The organism is Nocardiopsis sp. NPDC050513, assembly GCF_044457925.1.
GTDB lineage: Bacteria > Actinomycetota > Actinomycetes > Streptosporangiales > Streptosporangiaceae > Nocardiopsis.
The window spans coordinates 39,943-62,453 of record NZ_JBITHK010000003.1; the positions used below are offsets into that span (position 1 = coordinate 39,943).

23 protein-coding genes are annotated in these 22,511 nt (G+C 70.9%); 13 read left to right on the plus strand and 10 right to left on the minus strand.

What is annotated here, in order from left to right; genetic code table 11:
• Positions 1 to 5 precede the first annotated feature (5 nt).
• Positions 6 to 824, minus strand: a complete 819-nt coding sequence (locus ACIBFB_RS05385) for an alpha/beta fold hydrolase (protein WP_397226520.1) — start codon at positions 822 to 824, stop codon at positions 6 to 8.
• A gap of 97 nt (positions 825 to 921) precedes the next feature.
• Positions 922 to 1,590 carry a DUF4097 family beta strand repeat-containing protein gene (locus ACIBFB_RS05390; protein ID WP_397226522.1) on the minus strand — a complete coding sequence of 223 codons (669 nt, stop codon included), beginning with the start codon at positions 1,588 to 1,590 and terminating at the stop codon, positions 922 to 924.
• A gap of 226 nt (positions 1,591 to 1,816) precedes the next feature.
• Between ACIBFB_RS05390 and ACIBFB_RS05395 the strand changes: the two genes are divergently transcribed.
• On the plus strand, positions 1,817 to 2,551 hold the full coding sequence (locus ACIBFB_RS05395; protein WP_397226524.1) for a helix-turn-helix domain-containing protein: 735 nt from the start codon (positions 1,817 to 1,819) through the stop codon (positions 2,549 to 2,551).
• 295 nt (positions 2,552 to 2,846) lie between these two features.
• Positions 2,847 to 4,271, plus strand: a complete 1,425-nt coding sequence (locus tag ACIBFB_RS05400; RefSeq protein WP_397226526.1) for an FAD-binding oxidoreductase — start codon at positions 2,847 to 2,849, stop codon at positions 4,269 to 4,271.
• Between the two features lie 78 nt (positions 4,272 to 4,349).
• On the opposite strand, the gene ACIBFB_RS05405 is transcribed toward ACIBFB_RS05400, so the two are convergent.
• Complete coding sequence (locus tag ACIBFB_RS05405; RefSeq protein ID WP_397226529.1) at positions 4,350 to 5,492, minus strand: acetyl-CoA C-acetyltransferase; 1,143 nt, start codon at positions 5,490 to 5,492, stop codon at positions 4,350 to 4,352.
• 226 nt (positions 5,493 to 5,718) lie between these two features.
• Between ACIBFB_RS05405 and ACIBFB_RS05410 the strand changes: the two genes are divergently transcribed.
• Together ACIBFB_RS05410 and ACIBFB_RS05415 are read left to right on the plus strand one after the other, a co-directional pair.
• Positions 5,719 to 6,861 (plus strand): acyl-CoA dehydrogenase family protein, encoded by a 1,143-nt coding sequence (locus ACIBFB_RS05410; protein WP_397226531.1) that lies wholly within the window; start codon positions 5,719 to 5,721, stop codon positions 6,859 to 6,861.
• Positions 6,862 to 6,894: 33 nt separating this feature from the next.
• The gene (locus tag ACIBFB_RS05415; protein ID WP_397226533.1) at positions 6,895 to 7,062 is read left to right on the plus strand and encodes a hypothetical protein; all 168 of its coding nucleotides are present in this window, start codon (positions 6,895 to 6,897) and stop codon (positions 7,060 to 7,062) included.
• Positions 7,063 to 7,112: 50 nt separating this feature from the next.
• On the opposite strand, the gene ACIBFB_RS05420 is transcribed toward ACIBFB_RS05415, so the two are convergent.
• The 4 genes from ACIBFB_RS05420 to pdxH all read right to left on the minus strand — a co-directional run bounded on the left by ACIBFB_RS05420 (position 7,113) and on the right by pdxH (position 12,247).
• On the minus strand, positions 7,113 to 7,883 hold the full coding sequence (locus ACIBFB_RS05420) for an NPP1 family protein (RefSeq protein WP_397226535.1): 771 nt from the start codon (positions 7,881 to 7,883) through the stop codon (positions 7,113 to 7,115).
• A 125-nt stretch (positions 7,884 to 8,008) separates the two neighbouring features.
• Positions 8,009 to 10,321: a SpoIIE family protein phosphatase gene (locus ACIBFB_RS05425; protein ID WP_397226537.1), complete on the minus strand. Its 2,313-nt coding sequence runs from the start codon at positions 10,319 to 10,321 to the stop codon at positions 8,009 to 8,011.
• A gap of 146 nt (positions 10,322 to 10,467) precedes the next feature.
• Complete coding sequence (locus ACIBFB_RS05430) at positions 10,468 to 11,169, minus strand: metal-dependent transcriptional regulator (protein WP_397226539.1); 702 nt, start codon at positions 11,167 to 11,169, stop codon at positions 10,468 to 10,470.
• A 424-nt stretch (positions 11,170 to 11,593) separates the two neighbouring features.
• Positions 11,594 to 12,247 carry a pyridoxamine 5'-phosphate oxidase gene (pdxH, locus tag ACIBFB_RS05435; RefSeq protein WP_397226541.1) on the minus strand — a complete coding sequence of 218 codons (654 nt, stop codon included), beginning with the start codon at positions 12,245 to 12,247 and terminating at the stop codon, positions 11,594 to 11,596.
• Positions 12,248 to 12,422: 175 nt separating this feature from the next.
• Here pdxH and serC point away from each other — a divergent pair, with 175 nt between their 5' ends.
• Both serC and ACIBFB_RS05445 read left to right on the plus strand, forming a co-directional pair.
• On the plus strand, positions 12,423 to 13,553 hold the full coding sequence (gene serC, locus ACIBFB_RS05440; RefSeq protein ID WP_397226543.1) for a phosphoserine transaminase: 1,131 nt from the start codon (positions 12,423 to 12,425) through the stop codon (positions 13,551 to 13,553).
• A 182-nt stretch (positions 13,554 to 13,735) separates the two neighbouring features.
• The gene (locus ACIBFB_RS05445; protein WP_397226545.1) at positions 13,736 to 14,734 is read left to right on the plus strand and encodes a glycerophosphodiester phosphodiesterase family protein; all 999 of its coding nucleotides are present in this window, start codon (positions 13,736 to 13,738) and stop codon (positions 14,732 to 14,734) included.
• A gap of 9 nt (positions 14,735 to 14,743) precedes the next feature.
• On the opposite strand, the gene ACIBFB_RS05450 is transcribed toward ACIBFB_RS05445, so the two are convergent.
• The gene (locus ACIBFB_RS05450; protein WP_397226547.1) at positions 14,744 to 15,193 is read right to left on the minus strand and encodes a VOC family protein; all 450 of its coding nucleotides are present in this window, start codon (positions 15,191 to 15,193) and stop codon (positions 14,744 to 14,746) included.
• Between the two features lie 61 nt (positions 15,194 to 15,254).
• On the opposite strand from ACIBFB_RS05450, the gene ACIBFB_RS05455 reads away from it, so the two are divergent.
• From ACIBFB_RS05455 to ACIBFB_RS05470, 4 genes are read left to right on the plus strand one after another with little or no spacing between them, the layout of a single operon-like run.
• Entirely contained in the window at positions 15,255 to 15,851 is a 597-nt protein-coding gene (locus tag ACIBFB_RS05455) for a CGNR zinc finger domain-containing protein (protein ID WP_397226549.1), read from the plus strand.
• Between the two features lie 8 nt (positions 15,852 to 15,859).
• Positions 15,860 to 16,309, plus strand: a complete 450-nt coding sequence (locus ACIBFB_RS05460; RefSeq protein WP_397226551.1) for an SRPBCC domain-containing protein — start codon at positions 15,860 to 15,862, stop codon at positions 16,307 to 16,309.
• Between the two features lie 30 nt (positions 16,310 to 16,339).
• Positions 16,340 to 16,705: a hypothetical protein gene (locus ACIBFB_RS05465; RefSeq protein WP_397226553.1), complete on the plus strand. Its 366-nt coding sequence runs from the start codon at positions 16,340 to 16,342 to the stop codon at positions 16,703 to 16,705.
• Complete coding sequence (locus ACIBFB_RS05470; RefSeq protein ID WP_397226555.1) at positions 16,702 to 18,042, plus strand: glycosyltransferase family 4 protein; 1,341 nt, start codon at positions 16,702 to 16,704, stop codon at positions 18,040 to 18,042. The genes ACIBFB_RS05465 and ACIBFB_RS05470 overlap by 4 nt, the downstream gene beginning before the upstream one ends.
• Positions 18,043 to 18,055: 13 nt before the next feature.
• Here ACIBFB_RS05470 and ACIBFB_RS05475 read toward each other — a convergent pair whose 3' ends face one another.
• Together ACIBFB_RS05475 and ACIBFB_RS05480 are read right to left on the minus strand one after the other, a co-directional pair.
• On the minus strand, positions 18,056 to 19,381 hold the full coding sequence (locus ACIBFB_RS05475) for a hypothetical protein (protein WP_397226557.1): 1,326 nt from the start codon (positions 19,379 to 19,381) through the stop codon (positions 18,056 to 18,058).
• 84 nt (positions 19,382 to 19,465) lie between these two features.
• The gene (locus ACIBFB_RS05480) at positions 19,466 to 20,557 is read right to left on the minus strand and encodes a hypothetical protein (RefSeq protein WP_397226559.1); all 1,092 of its coding nucleotides are present in this window, start codon (positions 20,555 to 20,557) and stop codon (positions 19,466 to 19,468) included.
• Between the two features lie 235 nt (positions 20,558 to 20,792).
• Here ACIBFB_RS05480 and ACIBFB_RS05485 point away from each other — a divergent pair, with 235 nt between their 5' ends.
• From ACIBFB_RS05485 to ACIBFB_RS05495, 3 genes are read left to right on the plus strand one after another with little or no spacing between them, the layout of a single operon-like run.
• On the plus strand, positions 20,793 to 21,344 hold the full coding sequence (locus tag ACIBFB_RS05485) for a DUF6668 family protein (protein ID WP_397226561.1): 552 nt from the start codon (positions 20,793 to 20,795) through the stop codon (positions 21,342 to 21,344).
• Between the two features lie 43 nt (positions 21,345 to 21,387).
• Entirely contained in the window at positions 21,388 to 21,684 is a 297-nt protein-coding gene (locus ACIBFB_RS05490) for a hypothetical protein (RefSeq protein ID WP_397226563.1), read from the plus strand.
• Positions 21,685 to 21,706: 22 nt separating this feature from the next.
• Positions 21,707 to 22,450, plus strand: a complete 744-nt coding sequence (locus ACIBFB_RS05495) for a hypothetical protein (protein ID WP_397226565.1) — start codon at positions 21,707 to 21,709, stop codon at positions 22,448 to 22,450.
• Positions 22,451 to 22,511 lie beyond the last annotated feature (61 nt).

The following is a 22,511-nucleotide window of genomic DNA, read 5'->3' on the forward strand; positions in this document are numbered from 1 at the left end:
GTGCCTCAGCTCCGACCACCGTCGAGGGCGGCGACCACGCGCACGGCCTCGGCGACGGCACGGAAGTCCTTGCGCAGGACCGCGCCGTGGTCGCTGGCGACCTTCGCGTGGGTCCGGATGTTCGGGTTGCGGGCGCTCACCCCGTCGAGGCTGGTGCGGATCCGCTCCTGCTCGTCGCCGCGGCTTCCGAAGGAGGTTCCCGAGGCGACCACGTACCTCACCGGGACGGTGACGGCGTCCAGCACCGGACCCAGTTCACGCTCGCGCGAGAGCCTGCCGAGCTCGATGTTGCTGTCGGCCTGCTGTTCGGCGGTCATCCGCGGGACCAGACCCGTCGGACGCAGCAGCGGCGCCAGCCAGCCGATCCGCCGGAACAGCGTCCGGATCCGCCGTTCCATGGCCTCGTCGAGCCAGTCGTAGGGGAACGCGCCGTCGACCAGGACCGCGCCCACGGCGCGGTCCGGGTTCCGGCTGGCCCAGTGCGCCCCCACGAACGCCCCGTAGGACCAGCCCACCACCAGCGCCCGGTCCACCTCCCTGGCCGCCAGGACGGCGTCGACGTCCCGGACCGCGGCCTCGAAGGAGTAGTCCGCCGAGACCCTCGACTTCCTGCCTCTGGCGCGTTCGTCGTAGGTGATGTGCCGCCACCCCGGCCCCAGGTCGGCGACGACTCGCCGCCAGTACCCCTGGGTGGCGAACTGGCCGTTGAGGTAGACCACGGGGGCACCGGGGCCTCCGGTGTCGGTGACGGCCAGAGCCGTGTCGTCGACCGGCACCATGCCGGTCCACGCCGCGTGCTCGGGGGAGGAGCCGTTCCTCGTCATGGGGATCCTTCCTTCGGTGTCGGGCGTCCGGTGATGCTCGCGCGGGCCCCGGGTCCGGACCGGGGGCCCGGAACCCGGTGGGCCGCGGCCGGGTTCGTCACAGGCTGCGGGCGGTGATGTCCCCGTGGCCGGTGGTCGCGCTGATGGTCAGGGCGGCGTCGGCGCCGTCGGCGTTGGCCAGGGTGTTGTGGATCCGGCCGTAGGAGGTCCCGGCGTCCAGGGAGGCGGAGACCCCGTGGGCGGCGTCGACGGTCACGTCGCCCATCTGGGTGGTGAGTTCCAGGGCGCCGCTCACGGCCTCCCTGACGCGGATGTCGCCCTTCTGGGTACTGATCCGCGCGGGGCCGGTGAGGCGGCCCAGGGTGACGTCACCGAAGGCGCGCAGCCGCACGCCCGCGGCCTCGTCGATCTTGACCTGGCCGTTGCCGTGCTCGAAGGCGACCTCGCCCAGCCGTCCCACGGCGCGGAACTCGGCGCACGCGGACCTGGCCTCGACGCTGGAGTCGGCGGGGACCTGGAGGGTGACCTCGACGGAGCCGGTGGGGCCCAGGTACGGGTTCCCGGCCGGCGCGGTCGTGACGCGCAGGACCCCGTCGGCGTACTCGACCGCGGTCCGCTCGGCGGCCTTGACGTCGCGGCCCTTGGCGGGGTTGGCGGGCACGACCTCGACGGTGGCGTCGGCGCGGTCGGCGGCGATGACCTGGACGCGTCCGGCGGGGATGTCCAGGACGGCGGCGATGGGGGCGGGGGCGGTGAACGTGCGCATCGTGTGCTCCTCGTGCGATTGCTGTTTCCAACACCAGAAACGCTACGTTGCGTTCGTGAATCTGGCAACTACTTCGTTGCACACTATTCATATCAACGCAGTTCAGAGCAGCAATTTCATTGCAACGAGCTTGGAGTTAACGCAATGATCGGCGGCCCGCGTGTTGCATTGGACTGTGCGTGAACGCTACGCTGGCCCCACCTGCCAACGACGAGGGGAGACCACGGTGCCGGGAGGCAGACTCACCCAGGCCGAACGCCAGCAGATCGCGCTGGGCCTGGCCGACGGCCTGGCCTACGCCCAGATCGCCCGACGCCTGGACCGCCCCACCTCCACCGTCACCCGCGAGGTGATGCGCAACGGCGGCCCCACCGCCTACCGTGCCGACCTGGCCCAACGCGCCACCGAACGGCGCGCCCACCGCCGCAGGCAGACCCCGTCTCCGGGCCGGCGGACACCAGGCCGGGACCAGGGCCGCGACGACGCGGCCGTGCGCGAGTACGAGGAGACCTTCGCCACGCTGATGATGCACCAGGGCGTGCCCAAGATGATGGCCCGGGTGCTGGCCTGCCTGTTCATCGCCGACTCGGGCAGCCTGACCGCGTCCGAGCTCGCTCAGCACCTGCAGGTCAGCCCGGCCTCGATCTCCAAGGCGGTCTCCTTCCTGGAGGAGCAGGCCCTCATCCGACGGATCCGCGAGCAGGGACGCCGTGAGCGCTACGTCGTCGACGACGACGTCTGGTACCGGTCGACGATCGCCAGCGCCCACGGCCTGCTCCAGGTCGCCGAGACCGCACGGCAGGGCGTGGGCATCCTGGGCCGCGACAGCCCGGCCGGCGCGCGTCTGGAGAACGTCGCCCGCTTCAGCGACTACATCAGCGAGAGCATCCTGCGCGCCGCCGAACAGAGCCACGACGTCCTGTACACCCAGCGCCCCGACACGGACACGGAGCACCCCTGAGGGCGCGGCGACCCGACCCGCGTACGGTCATCCCGCGCGGCGCTGCCTCTCCGGCAGCGGAGCGAAGCCCTCCATCGCGGCCGCGCCCCTGAGGTCCTCGTCGAGGACAGCGAAGGTCGAACAACCCGGATCCGCTGAGCGAACGGCCTTCCCCGAGCACGCATGATCAGGCAATTTTCCTTCAAAATGGGCTTATTCTGCCTTGGGTGCCCGGCCTAGGCTGAAGGGGTGGGGAACCGCGAAGCGACCGCCCCGCGCCGCTCCGCGCCAGCCCCGTCATCCGAGGGGGACAGCGATGGCCCAGCTCAAGACGGCGATCTCCGACACCGGGCTCGACGCCCTCCGGTCCGGCCTGACCGGCCCCGTGCTCACCCCCGGCGGCCCGGAGTACGAGGACGCCCGCGCGGTGTTCAACGGGATGATCGACCTGCACCCGAGCGTCATCGCCGAGTGCAGGACCGTGGACGACGTGCGCCGCTGCGTCGAGTGCGCCCGCGAGGAGGGTCTGGAGCTCGCCGTACGCGGCGGAGGCCACAGCGTCGCGGGCATGGGGCTCACCGAGGGCGGCCTGGTGATCGACCTGCGCCGCATGCACACGGTGGTGGTGGACCCGGAGTCGATGGAGGCCCGGGTCGGCGGCGGCGCGCTCATGCGCGACCTGGACGCGACCACCGACAGGTTCGGCCTGGCCACCACGGGCGGCCGGGTCTCGACCACGGGCGTCGCCGGTTTCGCGCTCGGCGGAGGGTCGGGGTGGCTGGAACGCAAGTTCGGTCTGGCCTGCGACAACCTGCTCAGCGTGGACCTGGTGACCGCCGGGGGAGACCGGGTGCGCGCGTCCGCCGGGGAGAACCCCGAGCTGTTCTGGGCCCTGCACGGCGGCGGCGGCAACTTCGGCGTCGCCACCCAGCTGACCTTCCGCCTCCACCCGCTGCCGCGGTTCGCGCTCGGCGTTCTCCTCTTCCACCCCGACACCGGTCCGGGCGTGGTCCGCGCGTGGCGGGACCTCATGGACGAGGCGCCCGACGAACTCGGCGGCGCCGTGATCTACCTGGTCCCGGGTCCGGAACCGTTCGTCCCCGACACGCTGGTCGGCACGCTCATGTGCGCGGTCGTGCTGACCTGCGCGGGCGACGCGCGGACGCTCCGGGACCTGGCCGCCCCCGTCACCCGGATGGGGCCCGAGGCGGAACTCCTCACCGAAATGCCCTACGCGGAGGCGCAGAAGGCGCTGGACGACCCGCCCGGATACCGCAACTACTGGTCGGTGGAGCACCTGGCGACGCTGCCGGACGAGTTCGTCGACCTGTTCTGCTCCCGCGCGCACCAGATGGTGGTCCCCTCCCCCACGCAGCACATCGTCTTCCCGCTCGGAGGGGCGATGGGACGGTCGATAGCCGACTACCCGGTTCCCTGGCGGCACGCGAAGTGGAGCGTTCACCCCCTGGCGATGTGGGAGGACACCGCGGACGACACGCGCGCCCGCCAGTGGGTACGCGACGTGCGCGAGGACACCAAGCCCTGGCGGACCGGGGACGTCTACCTGAACTTCGTCCCGGAGGAAGGGGCCGAACGCGTCGTCGCCGGGTACGGCGTGGGCAACCACGAGCGCCTGGCCGAGGTCAAGCGGGAGTTCGACCCGGACAACGTGTTCCGCCGCAACCACAACATCTGGCCCGCCCAGACGGGATACCGGCCGCCGAGGCCCCGCGGGTCGTGAGGCCGTCCCCGACAGCCCCGCGCGCGATCGTGTGAACTCCGGTCGCACGCGGGGTCGACCACGGGCGCGGAATCCGCCTCAGACCCGTTCGACGATGGTGACGTTGGCCTGACCGCCGCCCTCGCACATGGTCTGCAGGCCGTAGCGGCCGCCCGAGCGGTGCAGCTCGTTGACCAGCTTGGTCATGAGGACGGCCCCGGTCGCGCCGAGCGGGTGGCCCAGGGCGATCGCGCCGCCGTTGGGGTTGACCTTGGCGGGGTCGGCGCCCAGCTCCTCGATCCAGGACATCGGCACGGGGGCGAACGCCTCGTTGATCTCGGTGACGTCGATGTCGTCGATGGTCAGCCCGGCCCGGTCCAGCGCGATCCGGGTAGCCGGGATGGGCGCGGTGAGCATGTAGACCGGGTCGTCGCCGACCAGGGACAGCTGCACGATCCGGGCGAGCGGGGTCAGGCCGTGCTCGCGGACGGCGCGTTCGGAGGCGATCAGGACCGCGCCGGCGCCCACGGAGATCTGGCTGGCCACGGCGGCGGTCAGCTCCCAGCCCTCGCGCAGCGGCTTGAGGCCCGCCATCTTCTCCAGGGTGGTGTCCGGACGCACGCCCTCGTCCTGCGCGACCCCGGCGAGGGGCGCGATCTGGTCGTCGAAGCGGCCGTCCTCGATCGCCCGCGCCGCCCGCCGGTGGCTCTCCAGGGCGAAGCGCTCCAGTTCCTCGCGCTTGTAGCCCCACTTCTCGCACATGAGCTGGGCGCCCCGGAACTGGGAGATCTCCTGCGTCCCGTACCGCTCGACCCAGCCGTCGCCGTACAGGTCCAGACCGTTGTCGACGGCGAACTGGACGTTGGCGCCCATCGGGACCATGCCCATGTTCTCCACGCCGGAGGCCACCACCAGGTCCTGGGTTCCGGACATCACGCCCTGGGCGGCGAAGTGCACGGCCTGCTGGGAGGAGCCGCACTGGCGGTCGATGGTGACACCGGGGACGGACTCGGGGAACCCGGCGGACAGCCAGGCGGTGCGGGCCAGGTCGAGGGCCTGCGGTCCGGCCTGGGTCACGCAGCCCATGACGACGTCCTCGACCGCGGCCGGGTCGACGCCGGTGCGCGCGACGAGTTCCCTGAACACGTGCGCTCCGAGGTCCGCGGGGTGCACGGCCGCGAGCGCGCCCTTCCTGGTGCCGACGGGGGTGCGGACGGCGCCGACGATGAATGCCTCGGCCACGGGGACCTCCAGGGACGTGGGTACGACGTTCTTAACCGAACTGTATTCGGTTTGGCTCCCGTGGCAAGCCCTCGCCCCGCCGTTTCCGCGTCCTGGCGGGTCGGTGGGGCAGCGCCGGGCCCCGGTCGCGGGAACTTCCGCCCGTCCTCGCCCGCCCCCTTCTAAACCGAATCCGATTCGGTTACCGTGTGAGCGCACGCGACCGCCGACACCCTCGGAGCAGCACATGAAGCGGGAACTCTTCGACTCCGACCACGACCTCTTCCGCGAGAGCGTGAGGGAGTTCCTCACACGCGAGGTGGTCCCCTTCCACGCCACGTGGGAGAAGGACGGCATCGTCCCGCGCGAGGTGTGGACGCGGGCGGGCGAGGTCGGCCTGCTCGGCCACGGCGTGCCCGAGGAGTACGGCGGCACCGGGCTCCACGACTACCGGTACAACACGGTCGTCAACGAGGAGATCTGCCGCGCACACGCCAGCGGCCTGGGCATCACCCTCCAGAACGACGTCATGGCCCCGTACATGGTCGGACTGACCACCGACGAGCAGAAACGGCGGTGGCTGCCGGGGTTCGCCAGCGGCGAGCTGATCACGGCGATCGCCATGACCGAGCCCGGCACCGGCAGCGACCTCCAGGGCATCCGGACCTCGGCGGTGCGGGACGGCGACGAGTACGTCGTCAACGGCCAGAAGACCTTCATCACCAACGGGATCAACGCCGACGTGGTGATCGTGGTCTGCCAGACCGACCCCGACGCGGGCGCGCAGGGCTTCTCGCTCATCGCCGTGGAGCGCGGCGCCCCCGGCTTCGAGCGCGGGCGCAACCTGGACAAGGTCGGGATGAAGGCGCAGGACACCGCCGAGCTGTTCTTCTCCGACGTGCGCGTTCCGGCCGCCAACCTCATCGGTGCGCCGGGCCGGGGATTCGTCCACCTGATGGAGAACCTGCCGCAGGAACGGCTGTCCATCGCCACCTGCGCGGTGGCCTCCGCCGACGCGATGCTGCGGCACACCGTCGAGTACTGCCGGGAGCGCACCGCCTTCGGCCGCCCGATTGGGCGGTTCCAGAACTCGCGTTTCGTCCTGGCCGAGATGGCCACCGAGGTGGACATGGCCCGCGTCTACGTCGACCGCGGGGTCGAGCTGCTCAACCGGGGTGAGCTCACCGTCGAGGACGCGGCCATGGCCAAGTGGTGGACCACCGAGATGTGCAACCGGGTGATGGACCGCTGCCTCCAGCTTCACGGCGGGTACGGGTACATGATGGAATATCCGGTGGCGAGGGCCTGGCAGGACGCCCGCGTGCAGACGATCTTCGGTGGCACCACCGAGATCATGAAGGAGATCGTGGGGCGCGGCCTGGGCCTGTGACACAACCCCCGTTCGGGAAGGGTCGGATCGGTCATGAGCGGTGCGTGGGACGGCCTCATCGTCATGGGCCTGCTGGTCGTGCTGCTCGTCATCGGCGTGCGCAAGCTCCGGCCCAAGGTGCACATCCCCTGGACGACCGGCGGAATCGTGATCTTCTTCGTGTTCCTGTGCCTGCTGCTGTGGGCGTGGTCCTGGCGTTGAGCGCCGCCGGGGCGCGCGTCCGCGGCGCGGCGCCCCGGCCGTGACGGGTCTCAGGCCGCGTCCGCCGCGTACGGGTCGAAGTCGATCCCCGAGGGCCTGGCCCGCGCGAGCGCGTCGCCGAACCGGTCGTCCCTGAGGTCGAGCTGGGCGTCCCCGAAGTCCGCCGACGCGAGGATGTCGCGGATGCCCGGCGGGTAGTGGTCCCACCCGACCAGGTCCGGGTACTGCCAGACGCCGTGGTGGTTCTCCGGCGGGTCGTCGTGTCCGGCCGCGAACCGGAAGGCGTGGGTGGACCAGCCGTCCTTGTGGTAGACGATCTTGGCGTGCGTGCCCTCCCAGCGCACCTCGGAGGCGGGCCGGGTGTCGTAGTCCCCGTGCGCCGACGCCGACACGTACCGCGCCTGCCCGTCCAGGACCCACACCACCACGTGCTCCAGATCGTGGCGGTGGCCGCAGCAGCCGGGGAGGACCTGGTCCTTCTCGAAGTACAGGGCGTACATGTACGCGCACCAGCCGCTGGCGTCGCACCGGGATCGGGAGTAGGAGTTCGTGTTGTCCAGGTCGTGCGCGTCGCGGCAGTCGCCGTTGAGCGCGCCGGACGTGTTGAGGCCCTCGTTCAGCGTGCCGTCGGGACCGATCGCGGGCGTGGGGTAGCAGCCGTCGGTGTCGTAGTCGAAGGCGGGCTGCCAGCGCCCCTCGGCCTCGGTGTGGCCGGCGGGCAGGGACGTCGGCGGCGCGGCCAGAGCGTGTCCGGGCAGGGCCAGGACGAGGAGCAGCGCTCCGACGAGGGCGGGGGCGCCGATCCGCAGGGAGCGGGGCATGGGGGTCCTTCCGGCGAGGGGAACCGGTCATGCGCGCGGGGGCACGCGTCACGGCGCAAGCTAGTCAGCCCGCGCCCGCCCGGCAAGGGGGCCGGAGGGAATTTCCCGCGCCGTTCGCGCGGCGGTCAGGCGGACTCCTCCGCCGCAGGCGCCGCCTCGGCCAGGTCCGCGTCGGCCGACTCGCCGTCGTCCCCGCCGTGCATCGGCATCTCGAACCACACCGCCTTGCCGTCCGGGGTGGGACGGGAGCCCCAGCGGGTGGCCAGCTGTTCGACCAGGTACAGGCCCCGGCCGCCCTCGTCGTCGGCGGCCGCGCTGCGGATCCGCGGCAACCGGAGGTCGTGGTCGAAGACCTCCACCCACACGGCGGACGCGCCGCGGCGCAGTCGGAGCAGGAACTCCTTCTCGGACTGTTCCCCGTCCGGCTCGTCGGTGGAGGCGGCCTCCTCCAGCAGGTCGGTCCAGTCCTCGTCGAACTCGTCGACCAGGCCGCCGGCGTCGAAGGGGGTCTCGGAGTCCAGCACGCCGTTGCCGGTGAACTCGCGGTGCACGGGGTGCGGGGTGGCGTGGATGACGACGTTGGTGACGATCTCCGAGACCAGCAGGCACGCCAACTCCGCCTGGTCGCGGTCCATCCCCCACTCCTCGAACGTGTTGGCGGCCAGGTGGCGCGCCTCGCCCACGGTGGAGGCCTCGGATCTGAACCAGCCCTCGCACAGCGCCAACTCCTCGGAGTGGGTGCGCACGACGAGCAGCGCGGTGTCGTCGTCCATCTCGCCGGGCACGCTGTGCACCGCCGCCTCGGCGATCTGCTCCACGTCCTTGTCGGCGACCTCGGTGACGCGCTCGGCCAGGCGGAGCAGCGCCCCCTCCGGGTCGGGACGGCCGCCCGCCGGCCGCCGGTCCACCAGGCCGTCGGTGTACAGGACCAGGGTGACGCCGATCGGCAGCCGCAGGTTGGCCTGGTGGTAGACGACGTCCTCGCCCGCGCCGCCGCGCGCGCGGACGCCCAGCATGCGGTCGGTGACCTCCAGGTCGAGCTTCTCGACCGCCTCCGAGCTGACCAGGAGCGGCGAGGCGTGCCCGGCGTTGGCGTAGGACAGTTCGCGCGACCAGGCGTCGTAGACCATGTAGAGGCAGCTGACGCTGGGGATCCAGGTGCCGCCGTCGCCGTCGGGCTGCCCGAGCTGGCGGACCCATTCGTCGAGTTCGCGGAGGATGTCGGCGGGTTCTCGGTCGGCCTGGGCGAACGCGCGCAGGGCGGCGCGCAGCTGGCCCATGACCGCGGCCGCGTGCGGTCCGCGCCCCTCGACGTCCCCGACGACCAGGCCCACGCGCCCGGCGGACAGCGGGATGGCGTCGTAGAAGTCGCCGCCGACCTGGGTCTGCACCCCGTAGCCGTGCGCCTGCACGGGACCGGCGGGCAGGTACCGGTGCGCGATCGTCAGGCCGTCCAGCTGCGGGAAGCTGCTCGGCAGCAGGCTGTTCTGGAAGGCGACCGCCGTGGTGCGCTGCTCCTCGAACAGGCGGGCGTTGTCGATGGCCAGGGCCACCCGCGAGGCGATCGCGCCGACCAGGTCGCGGTCGAAGCCGCCGTAGGTGCTCTTCTGCCGGGGTGAGAGCCCGGACAAGGCGAGGGTGAGCACGCCCAGCACCTCGCCCCGCGCCCGCAGGGGCGCGGCGATCGCGGAGGTGACGCCGACCTGGCGGGAGACGCGGTCGGAGCGGTCGGTGGGCGAGCTGTCGAAGAGGTAGTCGCTGCTGACCACGGTCTCCAGGCGGCGCAGCGCCTGGGTGACGAAGTGGCGTTCGGGGTAGCGGACCTCGTCGCCGAACTCGAACCAGCTGCGCGCGGGCGGGATCCATCCCTCGGCGTGCACCGAGACCTGCCGGACCAGGCGGTCGTGGTCGTAGAGGTCGATGAAGCAGTGGTCGGCGAACTGCGGGACGAGGATGCCCGCCACGCCCCTGACCGTGGACTCGAACTCCAGCGAGCTGGCCAGGCGGCTGCTGATGCGCTCCAGCAGACCGTACTGCTCCTCCACCCGGCCGCCGCGCAGGGCCTCGCGCGCGATCAGGGTGATGCCGTCGATCTCGCCGTGCTCGTTGCGCAACGGGACGGCCTGGGCGCGCACGTGGATCCAGTTGGCGTCGCCCTTGAGCACCGCGAAGGTGCCCTCCCAGGGCTCGCCGCGCAGGACGCGGCGGGCCAGCTGGGAGGCGTGCTCGCGGTCGGACTCGTGGATGCCGATGTCGAGCAGGGAGAGCCCCACGTAGTCGCGGCCGTCGACGAAGCCGAAGAGTTCGCGTGCGAAGGGGTTCCAGTACCTGAGCAGGCTGAATCGGTCGATGACGACGATGGCGATCTGCGCCTGGTCCACGACGGCGGCCGTGGCGAGCGCGTCGCTCTCCCGGAAGGGCTCACCCCACCGTGTCATCTAGCCGCCACCTCGCCGTCATGAGCTGCGCACATGCCCGCTCCCGGTACCCGAACGACCGCACCTTGGGGCGAGCGTAGCAACACCGTCAACGTTCCCGCAGCGCATTGAGACAATCCCGATGTGCCACCCATCCACCGAACGGTTCACGGCTTGGCGACGAAGATGTGTCCGGCGACATCCGCCGGCAGGTCGGCGGATCCGGCCTCGCCGCCCGTCACGCGCACCCCGTCGTCCGTGGACCGCAGGACCACTTCCTGATCCGGTTGTACCCCGGATCTGCGGAGCGTGAGCATGATGTCGGCGTCGGACTGCAACTGCTCGCTGATGCGCCGGACGGTGACGGTGGTGTCGCTGTTCCCCGCGACATCGACCATGGGCACGATCGAGTCGTCGGTGAACGGCTCCGGCGAGTAGTCCTCCAGGCCCAGCTCGTCCAGGCCGGGGATGGGGTTGCCGTGCGGGCACACCGAGGGGGCGTTGAGCAGGGTGACGAGCCGCTCCTCCACCGCCTCGGAGATGACGTGCTCCCAGCGGCAGGCCTCGATGTGGACGTCCTCCCAGGGGAGGCCGATGACGTCGACGAGCAGCCGCTCGGCGAGCCGGTGCTTGCGCATGACGTGGGTGGCCAGGCGGCGGCCCTCCGCCGTCATGACCAGGTGACGGTCGTTCTCGACGCGCAGCAGACCGTCGCGCTCCATGCGGGCCACGGTCTGGCTCACGGTGGGGCCGCTCTGGTGCAGGCGCTCGGCGATGCGGGCCCGAAGCGGGACGATCCCCTCCTCCTCGAGCTCGAAGACCGTCCGGAGGTACATCTCCGTGGTGTCGATCAGCCCGTGTGCGGTCAAGTCTCCCCTCCCAAGGCTCTGTGCCCGTCGCGATCACGGCGGGCACGGCAGGTCTCTCACAACACAGGCCGGGGGTACGTGATTCCCAGAGGCCGAGTGGGGACCGGGACGTCCGCAGGACCGCGGGAGCGACCACCGATACCGCAAGCATATCGCGACGGCGACGGCGCGATCTTCTGGTCTCACAGTGCGGACGCGTCGCCCCCGTCGGGGGTTCGGTCGGAACCCGGCGCCTGGAGGGCGGTCCGCACCCCCTGCGCTGCGGACCCCGCCGATCGGGGGACACGGGTACACGGGTGGGGGGGTTGGGTGTCCTGGGGCTCAGACGCGGCCCCGGCTCGACCCACGATATACCGAACGGGCGTACGAAGTGGCCCGAAAGGACGTGTGCCGGGGGATTCGGGCGGGCGGGCCGCGCGGCGGGTCAGGGCGCGAGACGCTCGACCCGCCACCCGCCCCGCCCGTCGGGCGTGTAGACGAACCGGTCGTGCATGCGGTCCGCGCCGCCCTGCCAGAACTCGACCTCCTCGGGGACCAGCCGGTAGCCGCCCCAGTAGGCCGGTCGGGGGATCTCCTCCTCGGCGGCCCACACGTCGTCGAACTCCCGGTACAGGCGGTCGAGCTCGGCGCGGTCGGCCACCGGCTGGGACTGCCGTTCGCTCGCCCAGGCGCCGATCTGGGATCCGCGCGGCCGGGACGCGAAGTAGCGGTCGTTCTCGGCGTCCGACAGGCGGGTGACGCGACCGGCGAAGAGGACCTGGCGGCGGACGGCGTGCCAGGGGAAGACGACGCCGGCGCGCGGGTCGGCGTCCAGGGCCCGCCCCTTGCGGGAGGTGTAGTTGGTGAAGAAGCGCAGTCCCCGGCGGTCGTAGCCCTTCATCAGGACTGTCCGCGCGCGCGGCATGCCCGTGGGCTCGGCCGAGGCGAGCACCATGGCGTTGGGCTCGGCCAGGTCGGAGGCGTAGGCCTCGTCGAACCACAGGTGGAACTGCGTCATGGGGTGGTCGGCCAGGTCGGCCCGGTGCAAGGGTTCGCCCATGTACGGTTTCCGCAGTTCGGCAGGGTTTCGGTGGTCCACGAGGGGCATCCTCTCGCGCCGCGCGCCGATCGCGCCACCCGCCCCACCCGTCGACGCGTCGGCCCGGTCCGCGCGTCCGCCCGCGGACGTGTGACGCCCCGTGCCCCCGTCACGGATGTTCACGCCGCCAACACGTGCCCTGACCGGCCGTGTCGAGGACCTCACCACTACCCTGGTGACCGTGACCGACGACATTCAGATTCCCGCGAACCTGCTGCCCTCCGACGGCCGCTTCGGCAGCGGCCCGTCCAAAGTCCGCCCGGAACAGCTGGAGGCGCTGGCCTCCTCCGGCACCCGCTACATGGGCACCTCCCACCGCCAGAAGCCGGTGAAGTCCCTGGTGTCCCGGGTGCGCTCGGGTGTGGGCGAACTCCTCTCCCTCCCCGAGGGCTACGAGGTCGTGCTCGGCAACGGCGGCACGACCGCCTTCTGGGACATCGCGGCGCACGGTCTGCTGCGCTCGAAGTCGCAGCACCTGGCGTTCGGCGAGTTCTCCAGCAAGTTCGCGAAGGTCGCCCAGGGCGCTCCGTGGCTGGAGGAGCCCTCCGTCATCAGCACCGACCCGGGCAGCCACGGCGAGCCCGTCGCCGAGGCCGGTGTGGACGTGTACGCGCTCACGCACAACGAGACCTCCACGGGTGTGGCCGCCCCGATCAAGCGGGTGGCGGGCGCCGACGACGACGCGCTCGTGCTCGTGGACGCCACCAGCGGCGCCGGCGGCCTGCCGGTCGACATCGCCGAGACGGACGTGTACTACTTCGCGCCGCAGAAGAGCTTCGCGGCCGACGGCGGGCTGTGGATCGCGGTCATGTCGCCCAGGGCGCTGGCGCGCGTGGAGGAGATCGCGGCCGGCGGCCGGTACGTCCCGGAGTTCTTCTCGCTGACCACGGCGGTGGCCAACTCCCGCAAGGACCAGACCTACAACACCCCGGCCGTGGCCACGCTGCTGCTGCTCGCCGAGCAGCTGGAGTGGATGAACGCGCGGGGCGGTCTGGATTGGACGGTGGCGCGCACGGCCGAGTCGTCGTCGATCCTCTACACCTGGGCGGAGAAGTCACCGGTGGCGACGCCCTTCGTCACCGACCCGGCCAAGCGGTCGCAGGTGGTCGGCACGATCGACTTCAGCGACGAGGTGGACGCGGCGGCGGTCGCGAAGGTGCTGCGCGCCAACGGCGTCGTGGACACCGAGCCGTACCGCAAGCTCGGCCGCAACCAGCTGCGGGTGGCCATGTTCCCGGCGGTGGAGCCGAGCGACGTCCAGGCGCTCACCGAGTGCGTGGACTTCGTGCTGTCCCGGCTGTCCTGAGGGACGCCGGGCGGGGGCCGGTCCGCGGCGCGCGGGTCCGGCCCCGCCGTGTGCCGGGAGGCGCCGGGCGCGGTCGGGTGGCGGACTCGGGGAGAATGGTTCCTCCGGCCCCTCCGGGGGGTCGGCCGTAGATCCCCCCGAGGACTCTGTCGTCTACTCCGCTTTCCCAGGACGGTTCGGCTGTGCGCAGGAACAAGAAGGAACTCCCGATCAAGGTCATCTCGCACCGGGGGGCGTCGGGCCACCGCCCGGAGCACACCCTGGCCTCCTACGAGCTGGGGGCGCGGTACGGGGGCGACTTCATCGAGATGGACCTGGTCGCCACGAAGGACGGGAAGCTGATCTGCCGCCACGAGCAGGAGATCGGCCGGACCACGGACGTGGCCGAGCGTCCGGAGTTCGCCGACCGGCGCACGAGGCGGACGGTCGACGGGCGCGAGGTCGAGGGGTTCTTCGCCCAGGACTTCACCCTGGCCGAGATCAGGACCCTGCGCGCGGTGGAGCGGCTCCAGGACGTACGCGCGATGAACGCGCTGATGGACGGGGCCTACGGGATCCCGACCCTGGACGAGGTCATCGAGCTCGCCCTCGCGCTCACCGACGAGCTGGGGCGGCCGATCGGGATCTACCCGGAGACCAAGCACCCGGCCTACCACGTGTCCCAGGGGCTGGAGCTGGAGCCCGCCCTGGTCGCGACCCTTCGCGAGGCCGGGCTGACCGGCCCGGAGCCGAGGGTGCCGGTGTTCCTCCAGTCCTTCGAGGCGGAGAGCCTGCGCAAGCTCGCCGAGACGGAGCTCCCCCTCGTCTACCTCATGGGCACCGAGGAGCACTGGCTGCACTACACCACCCCGGACGGCCTGGCGGAGGTCGCCACGTTCGCGCACGCCATCGGGCCGCACAAGAGCCTGGTGATCCCGACCACCGAGGACGGCGGGTTGGGCGAGCCCACGCATCTCGTCGAGAACGCGCACGCGGCGGGCCTGCTGGTGCACCCCTACACGTTCCGCAGCGAGAACCACTTCCTTCCCGAGCAGCTGCGCTCGGACGGCGAGCCGGGCGACTACGGGGGCTTCGCCGCCGAGTACGAGGCGTTCTTCGAGGTCGGCGTGGACGGGGTGTTCACCGACTTCTCCCGCCACGCCTTCCTCGTCCGCGAGCACTTCCTCACGCCCGAGGGGTAGCCCGGCACGTCACTGGACGTCGAACTCGTTGCCCTCGGGGTCGAGCATGGTGACGTGCGAGGCCCCGGGTTCCTCGACCGTGCGCACGGCCGTCGCGCCGAGGGCCTCCAGGGCCTTGACCGTCGCGTCGCGCCGGTCGCGGCCCACGCGCAGGTCGAGGTGGAGGCGGTTCTTCACCGTCTTGCCCTCGGGCACCCGCTGGAAGAGCAGGCGCCGGCCCAGGCCGATGCCGGTGTCCTCCTGCACGGGGTCGTCGGGGTGGCGGATCGCGGCGACGGTGACGAACGCCCTCAACCCGTCCACGACCGTGTAGTCGTCCTCCCCGACCAGACCCTGGTCGACGAGGCGTCCGATGAGGGCGTCGTTGTCCTCGGGCTCGTACTCCAACGCCGTCGCCCAGAACCGGGAGAGCGAGAGCGGTTCGGCGCAGTCCACGACGAGCTGGACGTTCACGGCCATCGGTGATCCCCTCAACCTCCGGGGGCCGGACGCCCCCGCTGATTCCAGTTATACTGGTTACATGAAGACGAGCGCAACGGGCGTGCCGATGCACCCTCCGGACGGGGCGGACTTCCTGTTCGATCCGGGGGCGCTGTGCCTGGAACTGCTGACCACGGGCGGGCCCGACGAGCTGGCCCGCTGGGAGATCCTGCACGCGCCCGGCGACCTGGCCGCGTGGACGCGGGTGTCGAGGCTCCGTCTGGAGGACGTGCGCGTGTCGGAGGCACACGTGACCGACGCGCGCCGCCTGCGCGACGCCGTCCTGCGCGTGACGCGCGCGGCGGCCCGGGGCCGGGCGTTCCCGGAGGAGGACGTCGCCGAGATCAACCGGTGCGCGGCGGAGCCGCCGCTGGCGCCGGTGATGACCCCCGGCGGGACCGCGTCCTGGGCCGTGCCCGCCGACGGATCGCGGGTGCTGTCGACGGTGGCGCGCGACGCCGTCGCCCTGTTCACCGGACCCCACGTCGACCGCGTGCGCGAGTGCGCGGCGCACGACTGCCTGCTGCTCTTCGTCGACACCTCGCGCCCCGGCAGGCGCCGGTGGTGCTCGATGGAGCGCTGCGGGAACCGCGCGAAGGCGAGGGCGCTGCGCGCCCGCCGGGAGAACCAGGAATGAGGAGCCCGATGGAAGAGGTCGGACTGACCCGGGACGCCGGATACCAGATCGGCGTGTCACGGACCCTGCCGCTGCCAGCCGAGCGGGTCTGGCGGTTCATGACGAGCGGGGAGGGGCTGGAGCTGTGGCTGGGCCCGTCGCCCTCGATCGAGCTGAGACAGGGAGGCGTGTACCGCACCGCGGACGGCACGGAGGGCGAGGTCCGCGGATTCGGCGAGGGCGCGCGCCGCCGCGTTCGGCTCACCCACCGGCCCCCGGGCGGACCGGAGACCACGGTGCAGGTCAGAGTGACGCCGAAGCACGGGCGCGCGGTGGTGGGCTTCCACCAGGAACGGTTGGGCGGCCCCGAGGAACGGGCGGAGCGCCGCGAGCACTGGAAGCGGGTCATGGCCGCGGTGGAGGCGGCGCTTCTGCCCGACGGAGAACCTACCGGCGCCGAATACCCGTGGGTAGAGTGAAACGGCTTCGGAAAGCACCCGGACGGAGATGTGAACGTGACGCAGAAGAGCTCGCATGATCCGCGCAGACACACGCTCAGTCGACACGGCCACGCGTTCGGCGACGACCCCGGGGCGGACGCGGCCCCCGAACCGCTGAGTTTTCCGGAAGAGGTCGAGAGCCTTCGGACCGCGATCAGGAACGAACTCGACATGAAGGTGGAAGACAGAGGAGGAAAGGTCGGCGTCCTGGGTTCTGAGGCGGTGACGATCGCCTTTCTCCTGGACGAGTTCTCCGCACGCACCAGACTGCAGATCGAGAAAGGCGAGATCGACGGCAGCGCCGAGTCGATGACACGACTCGCCGACGACATGTCCCGGCTGTTGAAGGCCTCCCTGTGGGTGGAGGACGAGTGACCGCGGACTCCCCCGAGCGCTTCCTCACCCTCGCGACCGCCTGGGTGGGCCACAGCGGTGGCGTCACCGTCAACCGCGAGCTGTCGATCGCCCTGGCCGAACTCGGCCACGACGTCTACGCCCGGGTCAGCGTGCCCAGCCCCGGGCATCCGCTGGTCCACGTGCAGGGCCTCGACCCGGTTCCGGGGATCACCGACGAGCGCGGCCAACTCCTGCGCGCGGACGGCCTGCCCAGGAACGTGGACGTCATCATCGGGCACGGCCGCTTCACCGGCGGGGCCGCCTCCTATCTCCGGGAGAAGTTCTACCCGCGGGCCCGGGTCGTCCACATCACGCACGCGCTCACGGACGAACTCGACCGCCTCCGCGGCGACCCCCAGCAGGCGACGCAGCACGCCGAGACCGAACGGCTGCTCATCTCCAAGTCCGACCTGGCCGTCGGCGTGGGGCCGCTCCTGACCGACGACACCGCGCGACTCGCCCGGATGTGCGAACACCCTCCGCCCGTCAGGGAGATGATCCCCGGTGTCCAGCTGGGCCGGCCGGCCGCACCGGATCCGCTCCAGAAACGCGTCAACCTCCTGCTGTTCGGACGCGCCGACGACCCGCTCAAGGGCGTGGACACCGCGGTCGGGGTGCTCGTCGCGTTGCGTCACAAGGGAGTCGACGCGCAACTCACCATCCTCGGGGCCAAGCCGGGAGCTCTGAAGGCCGGCGAGGAGATGATCCGGAAGGAATTCGGGCAGAACGTCAAGCTGAAGCCCTTCACGAGCGACCGTTCCGTCATCGAGGCCGAGATCCGCGGAGCCGATCTCATGCTCATGGCGTCACGCCACGACGGGTTCGGCCTGACCGCCACCGAGGCGGCCGGATACGGGCTTCCCGTGCTCGTACCGAGCAATATCGGAGCCGGGATGTTCCTGAGCGATCCGAAGAAGGTCCCGCCGGAACTGGGACTTCCCTCCGTGGTCCAGGTTCCGGCGGGCGCGCACAGTGCGCCCGCGGACGTGTGGGCCGATCGCGCCGAGGCGCTGATCCAGGACATGGCGCGAACCCGCCACAGGGCGCTCGCACTGCGGGAGCATCTGGGAAACCACTTCACCTGGAAGCACACCGCGCAAGCCCTGACGGAGGAACTGAACAAGCTCGGGCCGAAGGACCCGCCCTCACTCGGGAAGGGCCAGCAGTCCGCGAGTCTGGTCAACACGCGCGCCAAGGCGGGCGCGGCGTCGCCGCGGAAGGCGGAGGGACTCCTGTCGCCGGAGGCGGAGACTCCCAGGAACAGCCTGCCGGCGCCGTGGCACGGAACCGGAAGGGGCGACGGAATCGTCAGGTGACGGACAGCACCGCTCAGCCGTTCCACAGGACGGGGACCATGTTCGGGTACTCGGCGGGCAGTGCGCCGATCTCGACCGGCTCGCCGCTCCCGTCGACGGGCACCGAGTACCAGGACGCCTCGCCCGAGTCCGCGGCCGAACGGAACAGGACCCGGCTGCCGTCCGCCGACAGAACCGGGTGCCCGTTGTCCCGGCCGCCGCCCGGCAGGAGCGTGCGGGTGGGCGCCTCACCGATCCGCAGCGTCTCAGGGTCGAGCGACACCACGCTGAAGGGTTCGTCGTCGAGCAGGATGTCGTACTCGCCGACCATCATGACGGGCTGGCCCGGGAAACGCTCGTCCGCCCTGGTCCCCAACCTCTCGAGACTCCAGTCACCCGTGGGAACGATCTGGGGATCGGAGCGGCCCATCCACGAGACCGCGGGATCCCCCTGCCCCAGGTTCCGAGCCCTGAGATCCCCGCCGAGATCGTTCACGAAGTAGCCCACCACGGTCCCCTGCCGGTTGGAGAACCGTGGGAAGTACATGTTGTCGTACGGGTGCAGCCGACCGCTGTCGTCCATGAACCCACCGGGAAGGTCCTCGAAGGACTCGGGGTAGGCGGAGTAGATGTGACCGCTGTGGGGATCGACGACGACCCGCCCGCAGCCCTCGTCGCACGCCTCCACGACCTCGGTGGCGCCGCTCTCCGGATCCAGGGACATGACCGTCCGCTCCCGTGAACCCTCGTCGAGTTCCAGGTAGTAGATCCGCCCGTCCAGGTGGTTGTACTGGGGGGAGATCCGGTGCACCGCGTCGGAGAACTCCGAGTCACCCCCCGTCGGCAGCAGGGCCTCCACCGTGCCGTCCGAGGACATGGCCCCGATGGTCACCGCATCGGTGCCCTGGACGTTCTCGGTGACCGTCACCAGCAACGAGGAGGACTCGGGGATCACGCTTCCCGCGAGTTCGTGCGCCCGGTTCCGGTGGTGCGCGAGGTAGTCGTACTCCCCGACCTGGTCGGTGACGCAGTCCGGCAACGCGACCGCGCGCATCATCTCCACGGGACGCCCCGCGCCCAGAACCGGGGTCCGCGCGCTCACCGCGTCAGCGGCCGTGAAGGTGTGGGTGGCCTGGACCGACCCGTCCTCGTCGGAGACACGGGAGACGGTGACGCTCCCCTCACCGCACTCCAGCCCGAGGAAGCCCTCACCGGCCAGAGGCGCGGCCGCCCCGTCCGCCGACGGGCTCTCCTCTCCCTCCGGCCCCGGTCCGGACTCAGCGGTGCACGCCGCGGCGAGCAGCAGGGCCGCGAGCGCGGCGCCCGCCTTCCAGGGAACGGACGAACGCGTGTCACTCATGGTCGGTCCTCGTCGTCTTCCGGGGGTCGGGGGGCAGGCGGGGAGGGCACACGGGCGGAAGGGCCCGTGCCCCCGAGAGCCGAATCACCGCATCCCCCCGTCACCGGCGGCGAGGTGGATGTGGTCCACGTGGTTCTGGGTGATGCTGCCACGGTCGCTCAGCGGCCGACGTACGGTCGTCCAGTCCCCGACCGGGTCCCTGGCGGCGTTCCAGATGTGGAAGTTGTAGATGAGCCCCTTGACGTTGAGCTCCTCGTGGTTGGCGATGACGTAGTTGATCACCAGGATCGCCATGGCGTCGCGCTCAGGGGTGGGGACGGCGCCGAGGTCGGCCATCATGTAGTCGATCGCCTCGCCGGTGTGGTGGTCGCTTCCCGGGTCGTTCCGCCGCCCGCCGGCGCTGACGTAGAAGCGGCCGAACCGTTCCTGCAGGTGCTCGTGGACACCGCACATGTAGGGGTGCAGCTGGCCCAGATCCGCGCAGTCCACCAAGGTCCCGTCCGCGAACTCGGCGCCGTCGGGGCCGACGTGCAGCGAGTCGTAGTAGGCCTTCCGTTCCATGACCGCGTCGACGTACTCGTCGCTGTTGTTGTAACCCCGGACCGCCCGGCGCATCGCCTCGTCGGTGGTCAGGTCGTTGTCCCCGCTGGAGCACAGATGGGCGACGGCGGCGGCGGTCGCGTCGAAGATGTTGTGCGGGTCCTCCTCGCCGTCGTCGTCGCCGTCCTGCCCGAAGGTCTCCCACGACCCCGGGATGAACTGCATCGGCCCGACGGCCCGGTCGTACTCCTCGTCGTCGTCCAGATCGCCGTCGTCGGTGTCCTCGATCTCCCGGAGGTCGCCGCTGCCGTCCAGCCGGGGACCGAAGATCTCGGGCGCCACGTTCCCGTCCTCGTCGACCTCCGCCCCGCCGAGTGTCGCGTGGTCGGACTCCTCGTTGCCGATTCCCGCCACCAGACTCCAGGTCATCCCCTCACAGCCCGGTGCGATGTCGTCGGCACGGCCGGCGGCGATGACATACGCGGCGAGAACGGTCTGGGGTATGCCGGCCACCTGGTTCGGCGCGCTCGACGAGGACGTCTCCGCGTCGTCGACGAAGATGAGCAGAAGAAACAGGGGAATGAGAAGAACGACCGCGATGAAGCCGATGGGGACGATGACCAAGCCCTGCTTCATCCGCCCCTCCCGCCCGTGCCTTCCATCCGCCCGAAACTCCGACGAAGTTTGACCCATTCATCTGCGGATACACAAACCCACAGATCAGAGCGGCCATCTGGGCCGCATGGCACCGCATCCGTGTACTCTTCACTTCGCCCCCTCGACCATCGAAGGTGAATGCGCAGTGCCCGACCCTCACAATCCATGGGTAACCCCAGATCAGGGCCCCGCCTCGGACTCCCAGACAACGGAAATGGCCGTCGGCGACTCCGACGACCTGGCAACCATACCGACAGGCCCGGTCCTCCCCCTGGGCAATATCGGCGCACCCGGTTCGGGCGGCCTTCCCCTTCGGGAAGTCACCCGTCATGCCAGGTTGTGGTGGGTGGGAGCGCACGGAGGGGCGGCGGAGAGCACCCTCGCCCGGCTGTTCTCCGAGTCCGCTGAGAGTCATCATTCCTGGCCGAAATCGGCCACAGGTCATGACAACGCGGATATCCCCGTGGTATTGACGGCACGAACTCACCTGGACGGACTCCGGTCCGCCCAGGAAGCGCTCACCCAATGGGCCTCGGGCCAGGTGCCCGGAGTTCGCCTTCTCGGTCTCGCTCTGGTGGCGGACGCACCGGGAAAGTTGCCGAAACCGCTGCGCGACTACGCACGTCTAGTAGGTGGAGGAGCTCCACGAGTGTGGAACGTCTCCTGGATCGAACAATGGAGAACGGACCCCCCGGGCTCCCCGGGGAACGGCTCCACGAGCTCCGAGGTGAGAAAACTCCTCAAGAGCGTCAGAGCCCTTCTCTAGACAGACCTCAGATCCACCGACCGGAAGGACCGGAGTCCCCCGCATGAACGAAACGATCACGCTCGCCGCGGAAGCCGCCGCCATGGTTCCCGCCTTCGACATCGAGGTACAGACCCAGGCCCCCGAAGGCCTCCAGGGCGGATTCACCACCATTCTCGGCTGGGCCAAGTGGGTGGCCCTCGCCGTCTGCGTCCTCGGCCTCATCGTCGCGGGCGCGGTCATGGCCATCCAGTCTCGCCGCGGCGAGGGCGGCGAGCACATGAGCAAGATCGGCATGGTGCTCGCGGGCGTCATCGTCATCTCGGGGGCGACGAGCCTCGTCTCGTTCCTGGTGAGCTGATCTCGGCGGAGAGGGGAGGGCCATGAGCGACGAGCAGCCGTTGGCCACACCGTCATTCATCGTGTCGGCCGCGTTCGTCGCGCTCGTCGTGGTGGCCGGGGCGGCGATCAGCCTGTGGCCGAACGATGACGGCGCCGGGCCCTCCGGGACGGGCGGCACCGCCGGGGAGGAGTCGCCGAGCCCGCCCTCCCCCGTGGAGGAGCGGTCGTTCACACCCTCGGAGAGCGGCAGCCTCTGCGGCCTGGAGGCGCACACGACCGAGTTCGAGTTGCTCCTGCCCATCCAGGACACGACCTGGACGGCGATCAACGGCATGCGCGCCCCCGAGTCCGCGGAGTTCGGGCCCGGCGTGCTCGACGGCGGTGTCCGGTACTGCTACGCCCGCACACCCGAGGGCGCCGTACTGGCGGCGGCGAACTTCCTCGTCCTGGCCAACTTCGGCCGGGAGGAGATGGTCGGCCGCTGGGACCTCCTGGTCATCCCCGGCCCCGGGCGGGACGCCTTCGCGTCGGTGATGGAGGCGCAGACCGAACCCGCCGAGGTCGAGGGGCAGATCAGCGCCGCACGCGTCGTCTCCTACAGCGAGGACGAGGCCAGGATCAGCATCGCCATCGCCCTCGCCTCCGGTGAGCGGGCGAGCATGAGCTTCGACCTCGAATGGACGCAAGGGGACTGGAAGATCGTGGTCGACGATTCCGGTGAGAACGACTCCAGTTTCACCGTCCTGGAGGACCTGACCGGCTTCACCCCCTGGGCGGCCATCTGATGTGCGGATTCACCGATATCTCCTGTCATGTGGGAAACGTCGTCTCCGGGGTGATCGAGAG

Excerpts from the sequence above, each read along its gene's own strand:
- ACIBFB_RS05420 (WP_397226535.1), bottom strand. The coding sequence starts at position 7,883 with ATGCCCCGCTCCCTGCGGATCGGCGCCCCCGCCCTCGTCGGAGCGCTG.
- ACIBFB_RS05450 (WP_397226547.1), bottom strand. The coding sequence starts at position 15,193 with ATGGCCGTGAACGTCCAGCTCGTCGTGGACTGCGCCGAACCGCTCTCG.
- ACIBFB_RS05455 (WP_397226549.1), top strand. The coding sequence starts at position 15,255 with ATGAAGACGAGCGCAACGGGCGTGCCGATGCACCCTCCGGACGGGGCG.
- ACIBFB_RS05400 (WP_397226526.1), top strand. The coding sequence starts at position 2,847 with ATGGCCCAGCTCAAGACGGCGATCTCCGACACCGGGCTCGACGCCCTC.
- ACIBFB_RS05490 (WP_397226563.1), top strand. The coding sequence starts at position 21,388 with ATGAACGAAACGATCACGCTCGCCGCGGAAGCCGCCGCCATGGTTCCC.
- ACIBFB_RS05415 (WP_397226533.1), top strand. The coding sequence starts at position 6,895 with ATGAGCGGTGCGTGGGACGGCCTCATCGTCATGGGCCTGCTGGTCGTG.
- ACIBFB_RS05475 (WP_397226557.1), bottom strand. The coding sequence starts at position 19,381 with ATGAGTGACACGCGTTCGTCCGTTCCCTGGAAGGCGGGCGCCGCGCTC.
- ACIBFB_RS05410 (WP_397226531.1), top strand. The coding sequence starts at position 5,719 with ATGAAGCGGGAACTCTTCGACTCCGACCACGACCTCTTCCGCGAGAGC.
- ACIBFB_RS05425 (WP_397226537.1), bottom strand. The coding sequence starts at position 10,321 with ATGACACGGTGGGGTGAGCCCTTCCGGGAGAGCGACGCGCTCGCCACG.
- ACIBFB_RS05495 (WP_397226565.1), top strand. The coding sequence starts at position 21,707 with ATGAGCGACGAGCAGCCGTTGGCCACACCGTCATTCATCGTGTCGGCC.
- ACIBFB_RS05390 (WP_397226522.1), bottom strand. The coding sequence starts at position 1,590 with ATGCGCACGTTCACCGCCCCCGCCCCCATCGCCGCCGTCCTGGACATC.
- ACIBFB_RS05460 (WP_397226551.1), top strand. The coding sequence starts at position 15,860 with ATGGAAGAGGTCGGACTGACCCGGGACGCCGGATACCAGATCGGCGTG.
- ACIBFB_RS05485 (WP_397226561.1), top strand. The coding sequence starts at position 20,793 with ATGGCCGTCGGCGACTCCGACGACCTGGCAACCATACCGACAGGCCCG.
- ACIBFB_RS05385 (WP_397226520.1), bottom strand. The coding sequence starts at position 824 with ATGACGAGGAACGGCTCCTCCCCCGAGCACGCGGCGTGGACCGGCATG.
- ACIBFB_RS05480 (WP_397226559.1), bottom strand. The coding sequence starts at position 20,557 with ATGAAGCAGGGCTTGGTCATCGTCCCCATCGGCTTCATCGCGGTCGTT.